23 protein-coding genes are annotated in these 18,814 nt (G+C 69.0%); 19 read left to right on the forward strand and 4 right to left on the reverse strand.

Annotated features, from left to right (window positions below; translation table 11 throughout):
• Positions 1-100 precede the first annotated feature (100 nt).
• Entirely contained in the window at positions 101-499 is a 399-nt protein-coding gene (locus C5H89_RS04590) for a cold-shock protein (protein WP_104105905.1), read from the forward strand.
• Here C5H89_RS04590 and C5H89_RS04595 read toward each other — a convergent pair.
• Entirely contained in the window at positions 496-1,887 is a 1,392-nt protein-coding gene (locus C5H89_RS04595; RefSeq protein WP_240181705.1) for an MFS transporter, read from the reverse strand. The two genes, C5H89_RS04590 and C5H89_RS04595, sit on opposite strands and share 4 nt — an antisense overlap.
• A gap of 79 nt (positions 1,888-1,966) precedes the next feature.
• On the opposite strand from C5H89_RS04595, the gene C5H89_RS04600 reads away from it, so the two are divergent.
• Positions 1,967-2,740, forward strand: coding sequence for a DUF3027 domain-containing protein (locus C5H89_RS04600; RefSeq protein ID WP_240181706.1), 774 nt, complete (start codon positions 1,967-1,969; stop codon positions 2,738-2,740).
• 58 nt (positions 2,741-2,798) lie between these two features.
• On the opposite strand, the gene C5H89_RS04605 is transcribed toward C5H89_RS04600, so the two are convergent.
• The gene (locus C5H89_RS04605; protein ID WP_240181707.1) at positions 2,799-3,104 is read right to left on the reverse strand and encodes a DUF2530 domain-containing protein; all 306 of its coding nucleotides are present in this window, start codon (positions 3,102-3,104) and stop codon (positions 2,799-2,801) included.
• A gap of 67 nt (positions 3,105-3,171) precedes the next feature.
• Between C5H89_RS04605 and C5H89_RS04610 the strand changes: the two genes are divergently transcribed.
• From C5H89_RS04610 to ilvA, 8 genes are all read left to right on the forward strand, one after another.
• Entirely contained in the window at positions 3,172-4,653 is a 1,482-nt protein-coding gene (locus C5H89_RS04610) for a solute carrier family 23 protein (RefSeq protein WP_162799209.1), read from the forward strand.
• A 143-nt stretch (positions 4,654-4,796) separates the two neighbouring features.
• Positions 4,797-5,243, forward strand: coding sequence for a MarR family transcriptional regulator (locus tag C5H89_RS04615; RefSeq protein WP_104105909.1), 447 nt, complete (start codon positions 4,797-4,799; stop codon positions 5,241-5,243).
• Positions 5,244-5,253: 10 nt separating this feature from the next.
• Positions 5,254-6,507 carry an MFS transporter gene (locus C5H89_RS04620; protein ID WP_104105910.1) on the forward strand — a complete coding sequence of 418 codons (1,254 nt, stop codon included), beginning with the start codon at positions 5,254-5,256 and terminating at the stop codon, positions 6,505-6,507.
• A 151-nt stretch (positions 6,508-6,658) separates the two neighbouring features.
• The gene (rpsL, locus tag C5H89_RS04625; RefSeq protein WP_101526259.1) at positions 6,659-7,033 is read left to right on the forward strand and encodes a 30S ribosomal protein S12; all 375 of its coding nucleotides are present in this window, start codon (positions 6,659-6,661) and stop codon (positions 7,031-7,033) included.
• Between the two features lies 1 nt (position 7,034).
• Positions 7,035-7,505: a 30S ribosomal protein S7 gene (gene rpsG, locus C5H89_RS04630; RefSeq protein WP_101525254.1), complete on the forward strand. Its 471-nt coding sequence runs from the start codon at positions 7,035-7,037 to the stop codon at positions 7,503-7,505.
• A gap of 81 nt (positions 7,506-7,586) precedes the next feature.
• Positions 7,587-9,704, forward strand: coding sequence for an elongation factor G (gene fusA / locus C5H89_RS04635; protein ID WP_104105911.1), 2,118 nt, complete (start codon positions 7,587-7,589; stop codon positions 9,702-9,704).
• 68 nt (positions 9,705-9,772) lie between these two features.
• Positions 9,773-10,966, forward strand: a complete 1,194-nt coding sequence (tuf, locus tag C5H89_RS04640; RefSeq protein WP_104105912.1) for an elongation factor Tu — start codon at positions 9,773-9,775, stop codon at positions 10,964-10,966.
• Between the two features lie 96 nt (positions 10,967-11,062).
• A complete protein-coding gene (ilvA, locus tag C5H89_RS04645) occupies positions 11,063-12,319 on the forward strand; it encodes a threonine ammonia-lyase IlvA (RefSeq protein WP_104105913.1) in 1,257 nt (418 codons plus the stop codon).
• A 10-nt stretch (positions 12,320-12,329) separates the two neighbouring features.
• Here ilvA and C5H89_RS04650 read toward each other — a convergent pair whose 3' ends face one another.
• Both C5H89_RS04650 and C5H89_RS19310 read right to left on the reverse strand, forming a co-directional pair.
• Positions 12,330-12,773, reverse strand: a complete 444-nt coding sequence (locus tag C5H89_RS04650; protein ID WP_104105914.1) for a VOC family protein — start codon at positions 12,771-12,773, stop codon at positions 12,330-12,332.
• Positions 12,774-12,783: 10 nt separating this feature from the next.
• On the reverse strand, positions 12,784-12,996 hold the full coding sequence (locus C5H89_RS19310) for a helix-turn-helix domain-containing protein (protein WP_240181708.1): 213 nt from the start codon (positions 12,994-12,996) through the stop codon (positions 12,784-12,786).
• 356 nt (positions 12,997-13,352) lie between these two features.
• Between C5H89_RS19310 and trmB the strand changes: the two genes are divergently transcribed.
• From trmB to rpsC, 9 genes are all read left to right on the forward strand, one after another.
• Complete coding sequence (gene trmB / locus C5H89_RS04660; protein WP_240181709.1) at positions 13,353-14,072, forward strand: tRNA (guanosine(46)-N7)-methyltransferase TrmB; 720 nt, start codon at positions 13,353-13,355, stop codon at positions 14,070-14,072.
• A gap of 395 nt (positions 14,073-14,467) precedes the next feature.
• Positions 14,468-14,776: a 30S ribosomal protein S10 gene (gene rpsJ, locus C5H89_RS04665; RefSeq protein ID WP_008360994.1), complete on the forward strand. Its 309-nt coding sequence runs from the start codon at positions 14,468-14,470 to the stop codon at positions 14,774-14,776.
• 11 nt (positions 14,777-14,787) lie between these two features.
• The gene (gene rplC, locus C5H89_RS04670; protein WP_104105916.1) at positions 14,788-15,447 is read left to right on the forward strand and encodes a 50S ribosomal protein L3; all 660 of its coding nucleotides are present in this window, start codon (positions 14,788-14,790) and stop codon (positions 15,445-15,447) included.
• Positions 15,448-15,452: 5 nt separating this feature from the next.
• Positions 15,453-16,088 (forward strand): 50S ribosomal protein L4, encoded by a 636-nt coding sequence (rplD, locus tag C5H89_RS04675; RefSeq protein WP_104105917.1) that lies wholly within the window; start codon positions 15,453-15,455, stop codon positions 16,086-16,088.
• On the forward strand, positions 16,085-16,390 hold the full coding sequence (rplW, locus tag C5H89_RS04680; RefSeq protein ID WP_101525249.1) for a 50S ribosomal protein L23: 306 nt from the start codon (positions 16,085-16,087) through the stop codon (positions 16,388-16,390). Before rplD ends, rplW begins: the two co-directional genes overlap by 4 nt.
• Before the next feature lie 32 nt (positions 16,391-16,422).
• Positions 16,423-17,259, forward strand: coding sequence for a 50S ribosomal protein L2 (rplB, locus tag C5H89_RS04685; protein ID WP_104105918.1), 837 nt, complete (start codon positions 16,423-16,425; stop codon positions 17,257-17,259).
• Between the two features lie 5 nt (positions 17,260-17,264).
• Positions 17,265-17,546, forward strand: a complete 282-nt coding sequence (gene rpsS, locus C5H89_RS04690; RefSeq protein ID WP_101525247.1) for a 30S ribosomal protein S19 — start codon at positions 17,265-17,267, stop codon at positions 17,544-17,546.
• A complete protein-coding gene (gene rplV, locus C5H89_RS04695) occupies positions 17,543-17,965 on the forward strand; it encodes a 50S ribosomal protein L22 (protein WP_101525246.1) in 423 nt (140 codons plus the stop codon). The genes rpsS and rplV overlap by 4 nt, the downstream gene beginning before the upstream one ends.
• A complete protein-coding gene (gene rpsC / locus C5H89_RS04700) occupies positions 17,965-18,810 on the forward strand; it encodes a 30S ribosomal protein S3 (RefSeq protein WP_101525245.1) in 846 nt (281 codons plus the stop codon). The genes rplV and rpsC overlap by 1 nt, the downstream gene beginning before the upstream one ends.
• The last annotated feature ends 4 nt before the right edge of the window (positions 18,811-18,814 follow it).

Below are 18,814 nucleotides of genomic sequence, written 5' to 3' on the forward strand. Positions count from 1 at the left end.
CCATCGCCGGGTAGCGGGTGGCAGCTGCTGGAGCCAGCGCCCTATCCTTCTCGTTCGCCGCGGTGTGTGCCGCGGTCTGCGCCGAGGAGACGTGAGAGCGATGCCCACTGGCAAGGTGAAGTGGTTCGACACCGACAAGGGCTTCGGGTTCCTGTCCCAGGACGGTGGCGGCCCGGACGTCTACGTGCACTCCGACGCGCTGCCCGCCGGGGTGAGCACCCTGAAGAACGGCGCCCGGGTCGAGTTCGGGGTCGCCCAGGGCCGACGCGGCGAGCAGGCGCTGCAGGTGCGCCTGCTGGACGCCCCGCCCTCGGTCTCGCGCAACCAGCGCAACGCCGCGCGCAAGCGTCCCGAGGAGATGGTCAGCATCGTCGAGGACCTGATCCGGCTGCTGGACAACCTGGGGGAGGGGTACCGCCACGACCGGCACCCCGACCCCAAGACCTCGCGCCCCACCGCCAAGCTGCTGCGCGCCCTGGCCGACGAGCTCGAGCTCTAGGACCGTGGTACAGCCGGGCGGCTGAGCAGCACGTACGCCGCCCAGGCCGTCAGCACGGCTGCCGCGACGCCGAGTCCCAGGCGTGGCATCAGCGGCATCGCGATCCCGACGAACCCACCGACCACCCAGGCGCTCTGCAGCGTGGTGTCGCTGCGGGCGAAGGCGCTGCTCTGCACCCGGCCAGGCACGTGCTGCTGGATGGTCGAGTCCAGGGAGAGCTTGGCCAGGGACTGGGCCAGACCCGCCGTCAGGCCCAGCAGCACCAGGGTGACCAGGCCGTAGAACAACGCCGCCAGCAGCGCCAGCACGGCGTCGGCGGCCAGCGCCACCAGCACGGTCACCCGCGGGTCGATGCGCCGGGTCAGCGAGGCCACCGCGATGCCGAGGGTGTTCCCCGCTCCCGCCGCCCCGATGACCGCGGCGAGCAGGTACTCCGAGCGCCAGCCGTCGATGGGGTTCTCGCGCAGCAGGAAGGCCATGAACATGGTCAGGAAGCCAGAGAGCCAGCGAGGGCCGCAGTTGGCCCGCAGCGCGTACGCCACCGGCCCGGGGATGCGCACCCGCGGCCGCCGGGCGCGCCCGTCCGGTGCTCCGGTCCCCGCCGAGTCCGGACCCATGACCATGGTGCCCTCGCCGATGCTGGAGTCCACCCGCTGCGGGAGCCGGATCGCCCAGATCGTGGCCAGCGCGAAGACCACGAACCCGTAGCGCAGCGACCACTCGGGACCGGCGTAGGAGGCCAGTCCGGCCAGCGGGGCGGAGACACCTGCCCCCACGACGCCGGCCAGGGAGATCCTTCCGTTGGCCTTGACCAGGGTCTGTCCCCGCGGCAGCAGCCGGGGGACCGACGCGGCGCGCGTGACCCCGTAGGCCTTGGACGCCACGAGCACGCCCAGGGCGGCGGGGAAGAGCCAGACGGACTCAGTGACCACCGCTCCGGCCAGTACCCAGCACAGGAACCCGCGCACGGCCATGGTGGTCCCGATGGCCCAGCGGCGGCCGTGCGCGAAGCGGTCCAGGAACGGGCCGATCAGCGGTGCCACGATCGCAAAGGGCAGCATCGTCAGGCCCAGGAAGAGCGCTACCTGGCCCCGGGCCTCCCCGGTGGGCACCTGGAAGAAGAGGGTGCCGGCCAGGGAGATGGCGACGGCGGCATCGCCCGCGGCGTTGAGGGCGTGCAGCTCGATGAGCCGGGACAGTCCGGACTCGCCGGCCCCCTCGGCCCGCGAGGCACGCCTGGCCTGGCCGGCCAGGAAGCGCCCGGCGCGCGCGGCGCCCGCAGTGGCCCGCCCCGCGGCCCCGCCGGCGGAGCGGGCCCAAGCCTGGACTCGCTGCCGCCCGGACATCGGGTCCTGGCGGGGTGGGGGCTGCGGCGCGCCGGTGCTCACCCGCCCATCCTCCCCGCTCAGGCCGGGTGCCGGGTGCAGGCGTTGGGTTGTGGATGGCGGGCGTGACATGATTCGGCGCGTGAACGCCCTAGCATCCGTCCAGCCCGACTCCGTCCTCGCCGACGCGGTCGAGGCGGCTCGCGAGATCCTGCGCGAGGAGGCGCCGGCCGACCAGGTCGGCGAGCACCTCTCGGTCGTCGCGGAGGACGCGACCACGGTGACGCACGTCTTCGCCTGCACCCACCCCGGCTACGTCGGCTGGCAGTGGTCGGTCACCATCTCCCGCGCCCCCGACGACACCCGGGTCACCGCCGACGAGGTGGTCCTGCTGCCCGGGCCCGATGCCATCGTCGCGCCCAGCTGGGTGCCCTACAAGGAGCGGCTCCAGCCCGGGGACCTGTCTCCCGGCGACCTGCTGCCGGTCGAGGACGAGGACCCCCGACTGGTGCCGACGTACTCCTTCGGCGACGACCCGCTGAGCGCCGAGGACCGCGTCCAGGTCAAGGAGGTCGTGGCAGAGCTCGGCCTGGGTCGGGTCCGGACCCTCTCGATCGAGGGGCGCGACCAGGCCGCACAGCGCTGGTACGACGGGGACAGCGGCCCCGAGTCGCCGATCGCGAAGGCGGCCCCGGAGCCGTGCTCGACCTGCGGGTTCCTGGTGCGGCTCGCCGGCCCGCTGGCCGAGATGTTCGGGGTCTGCGCCAACGGCAACGCCAACGACGACGGCCGGGTGGTCAGCTTCGACCACGGCTGCGGTGCGCACTCGGAGGTCAAGCTGGCCCGCAAGCAGCAGCCGCTGCCGATGCCGGAGCACGCTTTCGACACCCTCGACCGGGACCTGGAGTCCTTCTAGTCCCGATCTGGTCCCGACCGTCTTGGTCAGGCCTCCCCACCTCGACCGCCCGCTCCGGTCAGGTCCGGCGGCGACCGCCGGCGTCGGTGACTGACGTGGCGGCGCGGGTGCGACGTCGCCGGCAGTACTCCAGACCGAAGAGCCCCAGGCCCAGCCCTGCCATGCAGGTCCACAGCCACCACAGTCGTCCGGAGTCCTGCAGCGGTCCGTAGAACGGCAGCAGCGCCACGAAGCCCACGAGCCACAGCGCCGTGCCGACCTCCATCGTCCGTACGCCGTCGACGTCGAGGGGCTCGACGTCGGCGATCGCGTAGAGAGAGCGTCCGACGTCGTGCTCGGGGTGCTGGTCGCCGGAGAGTTCCACGTCCCTCACGTTACATGTTGGTCATCGGTGTCCCGCTCTTCCGCCGGGTCTGCGAGGATTCGCTTCCGTGGACAACGACGTGGACGAGAAGGCAGCCCCCGCACGCGGTTGGCTCGACAATTTCTTCAAGATCAGTGAGCGGGGATCGACCACCGGCCGGGAGGTGCGTGGCGGTGTCGTCACCTTCCTCACGATGGCCTACATCGTGGTGCTCAACCCCCTGATCCTGGGCTTCGTGCCCGACTCCGAGGGGAACTTCCTGGGTGCCGCGGAGGGGGCCGGGCCCAACCTGCCGGCGATCGCTGCCGGTACGGCGCTGGTCGCCGGGGTGCTGTGCATCCTGATGGGGGCCGCGGCCAACTTCCCGCTCGCGCTCGCCGCGGGACTGGGTCTCAACGCCTTCGTCGCCTTCTCGATCGCCACGCAGTCCACCTGGGCCGACGCCATGGGCCTGGTGGTGCTCGAGGGCATCGTGATCCTGGTGCTGGTGCTGACCGGGTTCCGCACCGCGGTGTTCCGCGCGGTGCCGCAGCAGCTCAAGGTCGCGATCTCGGTGGGCATCGGCCTCTTCATCGCACTCATCGGCTTCGTCGACGCCGGCTTCGTCACCCGTATCCCCGATGCTGCCCAGACCACCGTCCCGGTGCAGCTCGGCGCCAGCGGCACGCTGTCCGGGTGGCCCGTGCTGGTCTTCGCCTTCGGTCTGCTGCTGCTCATCGCGCTGTGGGTGCGCAAGGTCCGGGGGGCCATCCTGATCGGCATCCTGGTGACCACGGTCGTCGCGGTCCTGGTCGAGGCAGTGCTCGAGCTGGGATCGGTCTCGGAGAACCCCGGCGGCTGGACGCTGAGCGTGCCGGACTTCGGCGGCTCCCTGGTCGGCGTGCCCGACTTCGCCACCCTGGGGCAGTTCTCGCTCTTCGGTGCGTTCAGCAGCCTCGAGGGGGGCGTGATCGCCGCCCTGCTCCTGGTGTTCTCCCTGATGCTCGCCGACTTCTTCGACACCATGGGCACCATGACGGCCATCGGCGCCGAGGCCGGACTGAACGACGAGGAGGGCAGCCCGCCCAACGCCCAGCGCATCCTGGTGGTCGACTCGATCGCGGCCATGGCCGGTGGGGCCGGGGGAGTCTCCTCCAACACCTCCTACATCGAGTCCGCCTCCGGCGTGGGTGAAGGCGCACGCACGGGTCTGGCGGCCATCGTCACCGGCCTGCTCTTCCTGGCAGCCACCTTCTTCACCCCCGTGGTGGAGGCCATCCCGTCCGAGGCGGCGGTGCCCGCCCTGGTGCTCGTCGGGTTCCTGATGATGCAGCAGGTCACCGGCATCAGCTGGGACGACGTGGAGATCGCCATCCCGGCCTTCCTGACCATCGTGCTGATGCCGTTCACCTACTCGATCACCGCAGGCATCGGCGGGGGCTTCCTGGCCTACGTGCTGATCAAGGTGGTGGTGGGCAAGGTCCGCGAGGTCCACCCGCTGATGTGGCTCGTCGCCGCCCTCTTCGTCGTCTACTTCGCCATCAACCCGATCACCTCCTGGCTCACCTGAGTCGGCACGCCCAAGCCCCTCACGCCCCTGCGACCGCCACCGGCGCTGCTCGGGCGTGGGGGGCTTCGTCGTGGACCCAGGTGTGCAGCAACTCACGTACTCTCGCAATGTATTTACCCAAGGTAATGACCTAGACTAAGGACATGTCCGCCCTCGAGGAAGCGCTCAGCGACACCGGCCTCGCGGCCGAGCTCCGGATGGGCGTGATGCGACTGCGCCGACGGCTAGCCATCGAGCGTCACCCCGACAACGAGCTCAGCCTTGGTGCGATGACCGTGCTGGGCAGCCTCTTCCGCTTCGGTGACATGGGCATCGGCGACCTCGCCGGCGCCGAGCGTGTGCAACCGCCCTCGATGACCCGCACGGTCACGGCCCTGGAGAACGGGGGCTACCTGGTGCGGCGCCCGCACGAGACCGACCGCCGCCAGGTCGTGGTGTCCCTGACCGACCTGGGACGCGCCACCCTCCTGGCCGACCGGGAGCGGCGCGACGCCTGGCTGGCGCGGCGGCTCCAGGAGCTCACGCCCGACGACCGCGAGACGCTGTGCCGCGCCGCCCTGCTCCTCCAACGTCTAGCACAGGAAGACTGATCCACACCTCTTGAGTCCCACCTTCCGCTCCCTCGCCAACGCCAACTACCGGCTGTACGCCGCCGGCGGTGTCGTCTCGAACACCGGCACCTGGATGCAGCGCGTCGCGCAGGACTGGCTCGTCCTCCAGCTGAGCTCCAACGCCGGCTCCGCGCTGGGCATCACCACCGGCCTGCAGTTCCTGCCGATCCTGCTGCTCTCGCCGTTCGCCGGCCTCGTCGCCGACCGGGTGCCCAAGCACCGCCTGCTGCAGCTGACCAACCTGGGCATGGCGCTCCCGGCGCTGATCCTGGGACTGCTGGCGGTCACCGGCACGGCCCAGATCTGGCACGTCTACGTGCTCGCGTTCGTCCTCGGCATCGCCTCGGCCTTCGACGCTCCCGCACGCCAGTCGTTCGTCTCGGAGATGGTCGAGCCGGAGGACCTGTCGAACGCCGTGGGGCTCAACTCCGCCTCGTTCAACGCCGCCCGGCTGGTCGGCCCCGGCCTGGCCGGCCTGCTGATCGCCGCCCTCGGAGGCGGCGTCGCGGGCACCGGGTGGGTGATCCTGTTCAACGCGGTCTCCTACGCGGCGCCCATCGCCACGCTCCGTCGGCTGGACGTGAGCCAGCTGGACACCCCGGCGCCGACGGAGCGGGGCCCGGGCGCGATCAGGGCCGGGGTCAGCTACGTGCGCAACCGACCCGACCTGATGCTGATCCTGGCGATCGTCTTCGTGGTCGGGACGTTCGGGCTCAACTTCCAGCTCACCTCGGCCCTGATGGCCACCGAGGTCTTCGGCAAGGGCCCCACCGAGTACGGGATGCTCGGCACCTTCCTCGCCGTGGGCTCGCTGACCGGCGCCCTGCTCGCGGCCCGACGTGAGCGGGTCAGGCACCGGCTGGTGGTGGGCGCGGCCCTGGTCTTCGGCGCCGTGGAGGTGGTCTCCGGGCTGGCGCCGACCTACCTGACGTTCGCGCTGCTCGCGCCGGTCCTGGGCCTGACCTCGCTGACCATGATCACCGCCGCCAACGCCTACATGCAGATGAGCACCGAGTCGGGAATGCGCGGACGGGTGATGGCGCTGTACCTGATGGTCTTCATGGGCGGGACTCCTGTCGGAGCCCCGGTGCTGGGCTGGATCGGCGAGGCCTTCGGGGCCCGGTGGACGCTGCTGCTCGGCGGCGGGATCACGATCGCCGGGGTCGCGCTCGCGGCCGTCGCCTACCTGGTGGCGACCAGGCCCACTCGCCCCGTTTTGACCCTCGCCCACGCGAGCGAGTAGCCTCAATCCTCGTGTCTGGTACGTCCAGGCTCATGCGCGTGCCCGGACATCGTCCCTCTCGCGCTGATCGACAGGCACACAGATCAAACGCAGCATCCCGTGCCCGACAAGGCGTCGGCCGTGACGAGTGAAAAAGAAGGGGAACCACCCGGTGCCCACCATTCAGCAGTTGGTCCGCAAGGGCCGCCAGGACAAGGTGTCCAAGAGCAAGACCCCCGCGCTCAAGGGCTCGCCCCAGCGCCGCGGCGTCTGCACCCGCGTCTACACCACCACCCCGAAGAAGCCGAACTCCGCCCTCCGCAAGGTCGCCCGTGTGCGCCTGTCGAGCGGCGTCGAGGTCACGGCCTACATCCCGGGCGTGGGCCACAACCTCCAGGAGCACTCCATCGTGCTCGTCCGCGGCGGCCGGGTGAAGGACCTTCCCGGTGTCCGTTACAAGATCATCCGCGGCACGCTCGACACCCAGGGCGTGAAGAACCGTAAGCAGGCCCGCAGCCGCTACGGCGCGAAGAAGGAGAAGAGCTGATATGCCGCGCAAGGGTCCCGCACCGAAGCGTCCGCTGGACGTCGACCCCGTCTACGGGTCGCAGATCGTCACTCAGCTCGTCAGCAAGGTCCTCCAGGACGGCAAGAAGCAGGTTGCTCAGCGCATCGTCTACACCGCGCTCGAGGGCTGCCGCGAGAAGACCGGCACCGACCCCGTGCTCACGCTCAAGCGTGCGCTCGACAACGTGAAGCCGGCCATCGAGGTCAAGTCCCGCCGCGTCGGTGGAGCGACCTACCAGGTCCCGATCGAGGTCAAGGCCAACCGCAGCACGACGCTGGCCCTGCGCTGGCTCGTCGGCTACGCCGCCGACCGTCGTGAGAAGACCATGGCCGAGCGCCTCATGAACGAGATCCTCGACGCGAGCAACGGCCTCGGCGCCGCTGTGAAGAAGCGCGAGGACACGCACAAGATGGCGGAGTCCAACAAGGCCTTCGCCCACTACCGCTGGTGATCCCGCGGGCGTACGCCGCCTCCGCGGCGTACGCCTGGCACCCACCGCACACTCGACACTCGTTAGGAACTGTGACTTTCAGTGGCCGTTGACATCACCACGGACCTCAACAAGGTCCGCAACATCGGCATCATGGCGCACATCGACGCCGGCAAGACCACCACCACCGAGCGCATCCTGTTCTACACCGGCATCACGTACAAGATCGGTGAGGTCCACGACGGCGGCGCCACCATGGACTGGATGGAGCAGGAGCAGGAGCGCGGCATCACGATCACGTCCGCCGCGACCACCTGCTGGTGGAAGGACCACCAGATCAACATCATCGACACCCCCGGGCACGTCGACTTCACCGCCGAGGTCGAGCGCTCGCTGCGCGTCCTCGACGGCGCCGTCGCCGTCTTCGACGGTGTCGCGGGTGTCGAGCCGCAGACCATGACGGTCTGGCGTCAGGCCAACAAGTACTCCGTGCCGCGGATGTGCTTCGTCAACAAGCTCGACCGCACCGGGGCGGACTTCTTCCGCTGCGTCGACATGATGGTGGAGCGCTTGAACTCCACCCCGCTGGTGCTGCAGCTCCCGATCGGTGCCGAGGGTGACTTCATCGGTGTCGTGGACCTGATCGGCATGCGTGCCCTGACCTGGCGTGGCGAGACCACGATGGGTGAGGACTACGAGATCGAGGAGATCCCGGCCGAGCTCGCCGAGCAGGCCGCGGACTACCGCACCCGGCTCATCGAGACCCTCGCCGACGCCGACGACGACATCATGGAGAAGTACCTCGACGAGGGCGACGAGAACTTCACCGTTCCCGAGCTCGAGGACGCCATCCGTCGCGCGACCCTGGGCGACAAGCTCAACCCGGTCCTGTGCGGCACCGCGTTCAAGAACAAGGGCGTCCAGCCCCTGCTCGACGCCGTCGTCAAGTTCCTGCCCTCGCCGCTCGACATCGAGGGCATCGTCGGGCACGACCCGCGCGACGAGTCCAAGGAGATCGTGCGCAAGCCGAGCGACGACGAGCCGTTCTCCGGCCTCGCCTACAAGATCGCCTCGGACCCGCACCTGGGCAAGCTGATCTACGTCCGCGTCTACTCGGGCAAGCTCGAGGCCGGCACGACCGTGGTCAACTCGGTCAACGGCAAGAAGGAGCGGATCGGCAAGGTCTACCAGATGCACGCCAACAAGCGTGAGGAGATCGCGTCGGTCGGCGCCGGCCAGATCGTGGCCGTCATGGGCCTGAAGGACACCAAGACCGGTCACACCCTGTGCGACCCGGCCAAGCAGGTCGTCCTGGAGTCCATGACCTTCCCCGCGCCCGTGATCGAGGTGGCCATCGAGCCGAAGACCAAGAGCGACCAGGAGAAGCTGGGAACCGCGATCCAGCGGCTCTCCGACGAGGACCCCACCTTCACGGTGAAGACCGACGAGGAGACCGGCCAGACGATCATCGCCGGCATGGGCGAGCTCCACCTGGAGATCCTGGTCGACCGGATGAAGCGCGAGTTCCGCGTCGAGGCGACCGTCGGCAAGCCGCAGGTGGCCTACCGCGAGACGATCCGCAAGGCGATCAAGAACCACAGCTACACGCACAAGAAGCAGACCGGTGGTTCGGGTCAGTTCGCCAAGGTGGTCGTCAGCCTCGAGCCCAACATCGACCCCGAGACCGGGACCGGTGCTGGCTACGAGTTCGTCAACGCCGTCTCCGGTGGTCGCATCCCGCGGGAGTACATCCCCTCGGTCGACGCCGGCGGCCAGGACGCCATGGAGTTCGGCGTGCTCGCCGGCTACCCCATGGTGGACGTCAAGTTCACCCTCGAGGACGGCGCCTACCACGACGTCGACTCGTCTGAGCTCGCCTTCAAGATCGCCGGAAACCAGGCGTTCAAGGAGGCTGCACGGATGGCCAAGGCCGTCCTGCTCGAGCCGATGTTCGCGGTCGAGGTGACCACGCCCGACAGCTTCCTGGGCACGGTCATCGGCGACATCAACTCGCGACGCGGCCAGATCCAGAACCAGGAGGAGCGCCACGGCGACATGGTCGTCAACGCGCTCGTGCCGCTGTCGGAGATGTTCGGGTACGTTGGCGACCTGAGGTCCAAGACCTCCGGGCAGGCGTCGTACTCGATGGAGTTCGACTCGTACGCCGAGGTTCCTTCGAACATCGCCGACGAGATCATCAAGAAGGTTCGCGGCGAGTAGTTCGCCCGGATCCTCGGCTGCACCACAACCCCACGAGTCAATGAAACAATCAACAGGAGGAGCCCACAGTGGCTAAGGCGAAGTTCGAGCGGACCAAGCCGCACGTCAACATCGGCACGATCGGTCACATCGACCACGGCAAGACCACCTTGACCGCGGCGATCACTAAGGTTCTGCACGACAAGTACCCGAACCTGAACGAGGCCTCGGCCTTCGACCAGATCGACAAGGCTCCTGAGGAGCGCCAGCGCGGTATCACGATCTCCATCGCGCACGTTGAGTACCAGACCGAGGCGCGCCACTACGCGCACGTCGACTGCCCTGGTCACGCGGACTACATCAAGAACATGATCACCGGTGCTGCGCAGATGGACGGCGCGATCCTGGTGGTCGCCGCGACCGACGGCCCGATGCCCCAGACCCGCGAGCACGTGCTGCTCGCTCGCCAGGTCGGCGTGCCGTCCCTGGTGGTCGCGCTCAACAAGTGCGACATGGTCGACGACGAGGAGCTCATCGAGCTCGTCGAGATGGAGGTGCGCGAGCTCCTCTCCGAGTACGAGTACCCGGGCGACGACATTCCCGTCGTGCGCGTCGCGGCGTTCCCTGCCCTGCAGGGTGACGAGAAGTGGGGCGACTCGATCGTCGAGCTCATGAACGCGGTCGACGAGGCCATCCCCACGCCTGCGCGTGAGGTGGACAAGCCGTTCCTCATGCCCGTCGAGGACGTCTTCACCATCACGGGTCGCGGCACGGTCATCACCGGCCGTATCGAGCGCGGCATCGTGAAGGTCAACGAGGAGGTCGAGATCATCGGCATCCGCGAGAAGGCCCAGAAGTCCACCGTGACCGGTGTCGAGATGTTCCGCAAGCTGCTCGACGAGGGCCAGGCCGGTGAGAACGTCGGTCTGCTGCTTCGTGGCACCAAGCGCGAGGACATCGAGCGCGGCATGGTCGTCATCAAGCCGGGCACCACGACCCCGCACACCAACTTCGAGGCCTCGGTCTACATCCTCTCGAAGGAGGAGGGCGGTCGCCACACCCCGTTCTTCAACAACTACCGTCCCCAGTTCTACTTCCGCACCACGGACGTGACTGGCGTGGTGACCCTCCCCGAGGGCACCGAGATGGTGATGCCGGGTGACAACACCGAGATGTCGGTCGAGCTCATCCAGCCCATCGCCATGGACGAGGGTCTGAAGTTCGCGATCCGTGAAGGTGGCCGCACCGTCGGCGCCGGCCGGGTCACCAAGATCAACAAGTGATCACCGCCGGTCGTTGACCGGTTGATCGACTAGGAACGGCCCCGGACCTCACGGTCCGGGGCCGTTCTGCGTTCCCGGCTCGCGTAGGCTGCGCGCGTGACACGAGGCGAGCCGGGTGCGGCAGAGGTCGAGGCTGCGGCGCTACGACTGGCTCCTGTGGTCCGCCGTACCGAGCTGGAGCTGAGCCCCCGGCTCTCCGCAGCCGTGGGCGCACCGGTCCGCCTCAAGCGCGAGAACCGGCAGATCACCCGCTCCTACAAGGTCCGCGGCGCCTACCACCTGATCAGTGGGCTCACCGAGCAGGACCGGAGCAGGGGAGTGGTCTGCGCCAGTGCCGGCAACCACGGCCAGGGGGTCGCCTGGAGCTGCGCCCGGCTGGGCATCGAGGGTCGGGTCTACGTGCCCGGCAGCACGCCCCGGCAGAAGCGGCAGCGCATCGTGGCCCTGGGGGAGGGGCGGGTCGAGCTGGTGGTGGGCGGCAGCACCTACGACGCCGCGGGCGTCGCGGCCCGCGCGGACGCCGACCGGACGGGCGCGGTGTTCGTGCACCCGTTCGACGACCTGCGGACCATCCTGGGCCAGGGCACCGTGGCGGCGGAGATCTCCGAGCAGCTGCCAGGCCCGCTGCACACCGTGCTCGCGCCGGTCGGCGGGGGAGGACTGGTGGCGGGCATGGCGTTGTGGCTGCGCGAGCGCCGGCCCGAGGTGAGGATCATCGGGGTGGAGCCGAGCGGCGCGGCCAGCATGACGGCGGCACTGGCCGCCGGTCGGCCCGTCGCCCTGGACCGGGTCGACACGTTCGTGGACGGGGCCGCCGTGGGCACCGTGGGCCAGCTCACCTTCCCGCTGGTGCGCGACCTGGTCGACGAGGTGGTGACTGTCGACGCCGGCGCGGTGAGTACCGAGATGCTCGAGCTCTACCAGGTCGAGGGGATCATCGCGGAGCCGGCGGGCGCCCTCGCCAGCGCCGCCGCGCGGCACCTGGTCGGCCAGGTGCCGGGCGACCAGTCGCTGGTGTGCGTGGTCTCCGGCGGCAACAACGACGTCAGTCGCTACGGGGAGATCCTCGAGCGGTCCCTGATCCACCAGGGGCTGCGCCACTACTTCCTGGTCTCCTTCCCCCAGGAGCCCGGAGCGCTGCGGCACTTCCTGGCAGACGTGCTGGGGGCGGGCGACGACATCGTGGTCTTCGAGTACGTGAAGAAGAACAACCGCGAGACCGGCCCCGCCCTGGTGGGCATCGAGCTCGAGAGCGCTGCTGACCTGACCGGCCTGCTGGCCAGGATGGAGCTGAGCCCGCTCACCATCGAGCAGGTCTCGCCGGGGTCGCCGCTGTTCACCTTCCTGATGTGAGCAGCGGCGGCTACGACATGTCCACGCCCGCGAAGTCCTCGGGGGTGTAGTCGCGCGGCTCGACCAGGACCATCCAGTTGCCGGAGTTGTCGCGCATCAGGGCCTCCACGCCGTACGGGCGCTGCTGGGGCTCTTGGAGGAACTCCACGCCCTTGGCGCTGAGCTCGTCGAAGGCCTTCTGGCAGTCGGCGACGTTGAGCCCGACGCCGGGCAGCCCACCCTCGGCCTGAGCGCGCTGCATCGCCTCGACCAGGTAGTCGGGCAGGGGAGTGGTCGGCGTGGTGAGGTGCAGCTGCAGCTCGGGCTGCTGGGGGTGCACCACGGTGCACCAGCGGAAGTCGGGTCCGAGGGTGAGGTCGTCGCGGACCTCGAAGCCCAGGACGTCGGTGTAGAAGGCCTTGGACTCGTCGACGTCGCGAACCCAGACGGACACGAGGGCGATGTTGGTGATCATGCTTCCGAGGCTAGGGCGCCTCGTCGCTCGCCTGCTTCTCCTGGGTTGCGCAACCTTGCTCCAGGACACCGGCCATGAACACGTAGCAGCCAGGGATCCGCGGAGCGCCGGTCACGGCGTACCGCTTCGCGTAGCCGCTGGGGGTCTCCCCGGTGACCTCGGTGAACCGCCGGGAGAAGTAACCGAGGCTGGTGTAGCCCACGGCATGGCAGACCTCGGTCACGGTGAGGTTGGCGGCGCGCAGCAGGTCCTGGGGGGCGCTCGATCCGCCGCTGCGCCAGGTAGGCCGCCGGGGTGATCCGGTAGGTCGAGGCGAACGAGCGCAGGAAGTGGAACTTGCTCAGTCCGGCGATCGCGGCGACGTCGTCGAGGACGAACGGCTGGGCGTAGTGCCGGTCGAGGTGGTCCCGGGCGCGGCGCAGGTGCACCAGCACGTCTCCTGGCACCCGGCGTCCGTGTGCGTCCACCCAGGAGAGTCTAGGCAGCACCGAGGGCCCGCGGGAGGCGCTTCGGGCCGCGTCACCCCGGGCGCGCGACCCGAATGGGCCGTCCAGCGGTGGGCGCGGGACAATGGGTCATGTGAACGAGCCCGTCCGTCCTGCGCGTCCCCACCACAAGCTCACCGCCGACGGGCGGCGGATGCGTGAGGTGCTCTCCTACTCCCGGCGGGGAAGCCGCTTCACCCCCCGCCAGGCGGAGGGGTGGGCAGCGCACCAGGCGGAGTGGGTGATCCCCGAGGAGGCCGTGGACCGTCCCGACTTCGACCTCGAGCGCTGGTTCGGGCGTCGGGCGCCGCTGATCGTGGAGATCGGCTCGGGCGTGGGGGAGGCCACGGCCGTGCTGGCCGCGGGCCGCCCCGACCACGACGTGCTCGCCCTGGAGGTCTGGCGGCCCGGGGTGGCCGACGGACTGCTGCGCGTGGCCGAGGCGGGCGCCACCAACGTGCGGTTCTGCACCCTGGACGCGGCCTGGTTCCTCGAGCATGTGCTGGGTCCCGCGAGCGTGGCCGAGCTGTGGACCTTCTTCCCCGACCCCTGGCACAAGAAGAAGCACAACAAGCGCCGGCTGATCGATCCGGCCTTCGCCGCCATGGCCGCCTCGCGCCTGGCGCCCGGGGGAGTGTGGCGTCTGGCCACGGACTGGGCCGACTACGCCGAGCAGATGGTCGAGGTGCTGGACGCGGTTCCCGAGCTCACCGGAGGCGTCGTGGAACGGATGGCAGACCGACCGGTGACCCGCTTCGAGCGCAAGGGCCTGGAGAAGGGCCGTCAGATCACAGACCTCTGCTACCGGCGGTGAGCCCACGCGGACGATTTGGAACTGCCCTGGAATTCTGCCAAGATACTCAGGTTGCTCCGGCGGGTCGCCGGGGCGCGCCACATCTTGACTACTGAATCGCGTCTCCCGATGGCTCACGCCGTCGAGCGCCCTGACTCCGTGGTCCAAGTATGTGTGTGCGCCGCTGATGAGTCATCAGGCCGAGACCCGATTCCGGCCCGACGAAACGTCGGGCACCACTCAAGAACACAGCAGGATCCAGGTCATGTATCGCGGAAAGCTCGCGACACGCCCGACCTCGGGGGTCGGCGGTGAGTGGAGAGAGACAGGCGGCACGACCTCACCCGAGGACGAGTCGGGAACAGAACAGGACGCGGCACCCCCACCAGGGTGCGAGAGAAGGACGAGAGAGACCTATGGCGGGACAGAAGATCCGCATCAGGCTCAAGGCCTATGACCACGAGGTGATCGACACCTCGGCGCGCAAGATCGTGGACACCGTCACCCGTACGGGTGCCAAGGTCGCCGGCCCCGTGCCGCTGCCGACCGAGAAGAACGTGTACTGCGTCATTCGCTCGCCCCACAAGTACAAGGACTCGCGCGAGCACTTTGAGATGCGCACGCACAAGCGCCTCATCGACATCATCGACCCCACCCCGAAGACTGTCGACTCGCTCATGCGCCTCGATCTGCCCGCGGGTGTCGACATCGAGATCAAGCTCTGAGGTCTGAGACGATGACTTTCGAACGAAACGTGAAGGGCCTGCTGGGCACCAAGCTCGGCATGACCCAGATGTGGGACGAGAACAACAAGGTCGTCCCCGTGACCGTGATCGGTGCTGCGACCAACGTGGTGACCCAGATCCGCCAGCCCGAGACCGACGGCTACAACGCCATCCAGGTCGGGTACGGCGAGATCGAGGCCCGCAAGGTCAACAAGCCCGAGGCCGGTCACTTCACCAAGGCCGGTGTGACTCCCCGTCGCCACCTGGTCGAGATCCGCACCGCTGACGCGGCGTCGTACGCCCTGGGCCAGGAGCTCAGCCCCGAGCTGTTCACCGCCGGCGACGAGATCGACGTCACCGGCACCAGCAAGGGCAAGGGCTTCGCCGGTGTCATGAAGCGTCACGGCTTCCACGGCGTGTCCGCCTCGCACGGTGCCCACCGCAACCACCGCAAGCCTGGCTCGATCGGCGCCTGCGCCACTCCGGGTCGCGTCTTCAAGGGCACCCGCATGGCCGGCCGGATGGGTAACGACACCGTCACCACCCAGAACGTCACCGTGCACGCCGTCGACGCCGAGAAGGGCCTGATCCTGCTCAAGGGTGCCGTTCCCGGCCCCCGCGGCGGTCTCGTGGTGCTGCGCTCCGCTGCCAAGAAGACCCAGGAGGCCTGACGACAATGGCTGCCAAGACTGTCAAGGTCGACTTCCCCGCCGAGATCTTCGGTGTCGAGGTCAACATCCCCCTGATCCACCAGGTCGTCGTGGCCCAGCAGGCCGCTGCTCGTCAGGGCACGCACGCCACCAAGACGCGGGCCGACGTCCGCGGCGGTGGCCGCAAGCCCTACAAGCAGAAGGGCACCGGCCGCGCCCGCCAGGGCTCGACCCGTGCGCCGCAGTTCGCCGGCGGTGGCATCGTCCACGGCCCGCAGCCGCGCTCGTACGACCAGCGCACCCCCAAGAAGATGAAGGCCGCCGCCCTGCGCGGTGCCCTCTCGGACCGGGCGCGCAACGACCGCATCCACGTCGTCGACTCCCTGGTCACCGGTGACAAGCCGTCGACCAAGGTGGCGCTGACCGCGCTCAACGCCCTGACCGACCGTGCCCGGTACCTCCTGGTGCTCGAGCGCAGCGACACCATCACCTGGCTGTCGCTCCGCAACGCGCCCCAGGTGCACATCGTGGCCGTCGACCAGCTCAACACCTATGACGTGCTGGCCTCGGACGACGTGGTCTTCACCAAGGGTGCGTACGACGCGTTCGTCGCCGCCGCTCCCGCGGGCAAGTCGCAGCAGGCCGAGGAGGACCAGAAGTGAGCACCCTGCACAAGGACCACCGGGACATCCTGCTCGCGCCGGTCGTCTCCGAGAAGAGCTACGGCCTCCTCGACGCCAACAAGTACACGTTCCTCGTCCACCCGGACGCGAACAAGACCGAGATCAAGATCGCGGTCGAGAAGGTGTTCAACGTCAAGGTGACCTCGGTCAACACGATCAACCGGGTGGGCAAGACCCGTCGTACCCGCAATGGTCTGGGCAAGCGCAAGGACACCAAGCGCGCCATCGTCAGCCTCGCTGAGGGCCACCGCATCGACATCTTCGGTGGCCCGGTCGGCTGACCGGGAACTGAAGGCGAAGAAGGACTAAGACAATGGCTATCCGCAAGTACAAGCCGACCACCCCGGGCCGTCGTGGCTCCTCGGTGGCCGACTTCGTCGAGATCACCCGGACCACGCCCGAGAAGTCGCTGACCCGTCCGCTGCCCAAGAAGGGCGGCCGCAACAACCAGGGACGCATCACCACGCGTCACCAGGGTGGCGGCCACAAGCGGGCCTACCGGATCATCGACTTCCGTCGCTACGACAAGGACGGCGTGCCGGCCAAGGTCGCTCACATCGAGTACGACCCCAACCGCACCGCCCGCATCGCGCTGCTGCACTACGCAGACGGCGAGAAGCGCTACATCATCGCGCCCAAGGACCTCGGTCAGGGCACCGCGGTGGAGAGCGGCGTAGGCGCCGACATCAAGCCGGGCAACAACCTGCCGCTGCGCAACATCCCCGTCGGTACGACGATCCACTGCGTGGAGCTGCGTCCCGGCGGCGGTGCGAAGATCGCCCGCTCGGCCGGCAACTCCGCCCAGCTCGTCGCCAAGGAGGGCTCGCGCGCCACGCTGCGCCTGCCGTCCGGCGAGATGCGCTTCGTCGACGTGCGCTGCCGCGCCACCATCGGTGAGGTCGGCAACGCCGAGCAGTCCAACATCAACTGGGGCAAGGCCGGCCGCATGCGCTGGAAGGGCAAGCGCCCGACTGTCCGTGGTGTGGTCATGAACCCGGTCGACCACCCCCACGGTGGTGGCGAGGGCAAGACCTCGGGTGGTCGTCACCCGGTGTCCCCCTGGGGCAAGCCCGAGGGCCGTACGCGCAAGCGCAAGGCCAGCGACTCCCAGATCATCCGTCGCCGCAAGTCCGGCAAGGGTAGGAAGTAACTGAGATGCCTCGTAGCCTGAAGAAGGGTCCCTTCGTGGACGGCCACCTGATGAAGAAGGTGGACGCGGAGAACGACAAGGGTTCCCACAACGTCATCAAGACCTGGTCGCGCCGGTCGATGATCGTGCCGGCCATGATCGGTCACACGATCGCCGTGCACGACGGTCGCAAGCACGTCCCCGTGTTCGTCACCGACTCCATGGTCGGTCACAAGCTCGGTGAGTTCGCCCCGACCCGCACCTACCGCGGGCACGTCAAGGAAGACCGGAAGGGTCGTCGTCGATGAGTGTCAGTGAGCGTCAGCGCACGAGCGCCCGCCGCGTCTCCCTGCTCGGCGACCAGCCGGGTGCCTTCGCGAGTGCGCGTTACGTGCGAATCACCCCGATGAAGGCTCGCCGTGTCGTCGACATGGTCCGCGGCCTTCCCGTCGACGAGGCCCTCGCGCTGCTGCAGTTCGCGCCGCAGGCCGCCTCGGAGACCGTCTACAAGGTGCTTGAGAGCGCCATCGCCAACGCCGAGAGCGTCGAAGGCCTTGCGAAGGGCGACCTGGTCGTCTCCGTCGCCACGGTCGACGAGGGTCCCACCATGAAGCGTTGGCGTCCGCGTGCGCAGGGTCGTGCGACCCGCATCAACAAGCGCACCAGCCACATCACCCTGGCCGTCCAGCCGGTTGGTGTCGTCGAGAAGAAGGGACGGAAGGCCTGATGGGCCAGAAGATCAACCCGAATGGCTTCCGCCTCGGAATCTCCACGGACCACAAGTCGCGCTGGTACGCCGACAAGCTCTACAAGGCGTACGTCGGCGAGGACGTCGCGATCCGCAAGCTGCTGTCCAAGGGCATGGAGCGGGCCGGCATCTCCAAGGTCGAGATCGAGCGCACCCGGGACCGCGTGCGGGTGGACATCCACACCGCGCGTCCGGGCATCGTCATCGGCCGTCGTGGAGCCGAGGCCGACCGCATCCGCGGCGAGCTCGAGAAGCTGACCGGCAAGCAGGTGCAGCTGAACATCCTCGAGGTCAAGAGCCCCGAGGTCGACGCGCAGCTGGTCGCCCAGGGCGTCGCCGAGCAGCTCTCCGGCCGCGTGCAGTTCCGCCGCGCCATGAAGAAGGCCATGCAGACCTCGATGCGCTCCGGTGCCAAGGGCATCCGGATCCAGTGCTCGGGTCGGCTCAACGGCGCCGAGATGTCGCGTACCGAGTTCTACCGCGAGGGTCGCGTGCCGCTGCACACCCTCCGTGCCGACATCGACTACGGCTTCTACGAGGCCAAGACGACGTTCGGCCGCATCGGCGTGAAGGTCTGGATCTACAAGGGCGAGGTCGCCGGCACCCGTGCCGAGCGTCAGGCCCAGCAGGCTGCCCGCGCCGGCGCCCCCGGTCGCGGCGGTGCAGGTGGCCGTCCCAGCCGCGGCGCCGAGCGTCCCAGCCGTGGCACCCGTGGCAACGCCCGCAGCGACGCGCCGTCGACCGAGGCCGCAGCTCCGGCTGCCGCCGAGGCGCCGGCTGCCGCTCCGGTCGAGGCCGCTCCCACCACCGGACAGGAGGCCTGAGCTC

The organism is Nocardioides sp. 616, from assembly GCF_002930065.1.
In the GTDB taxonomy this organism is placed as follows: domain Bacteria; phylum Actinomycetota; class Actinomycetes; order Propionibacteriales; family Nocardioidaceae; genus Nocardioides; species Nocardioides houyundeii.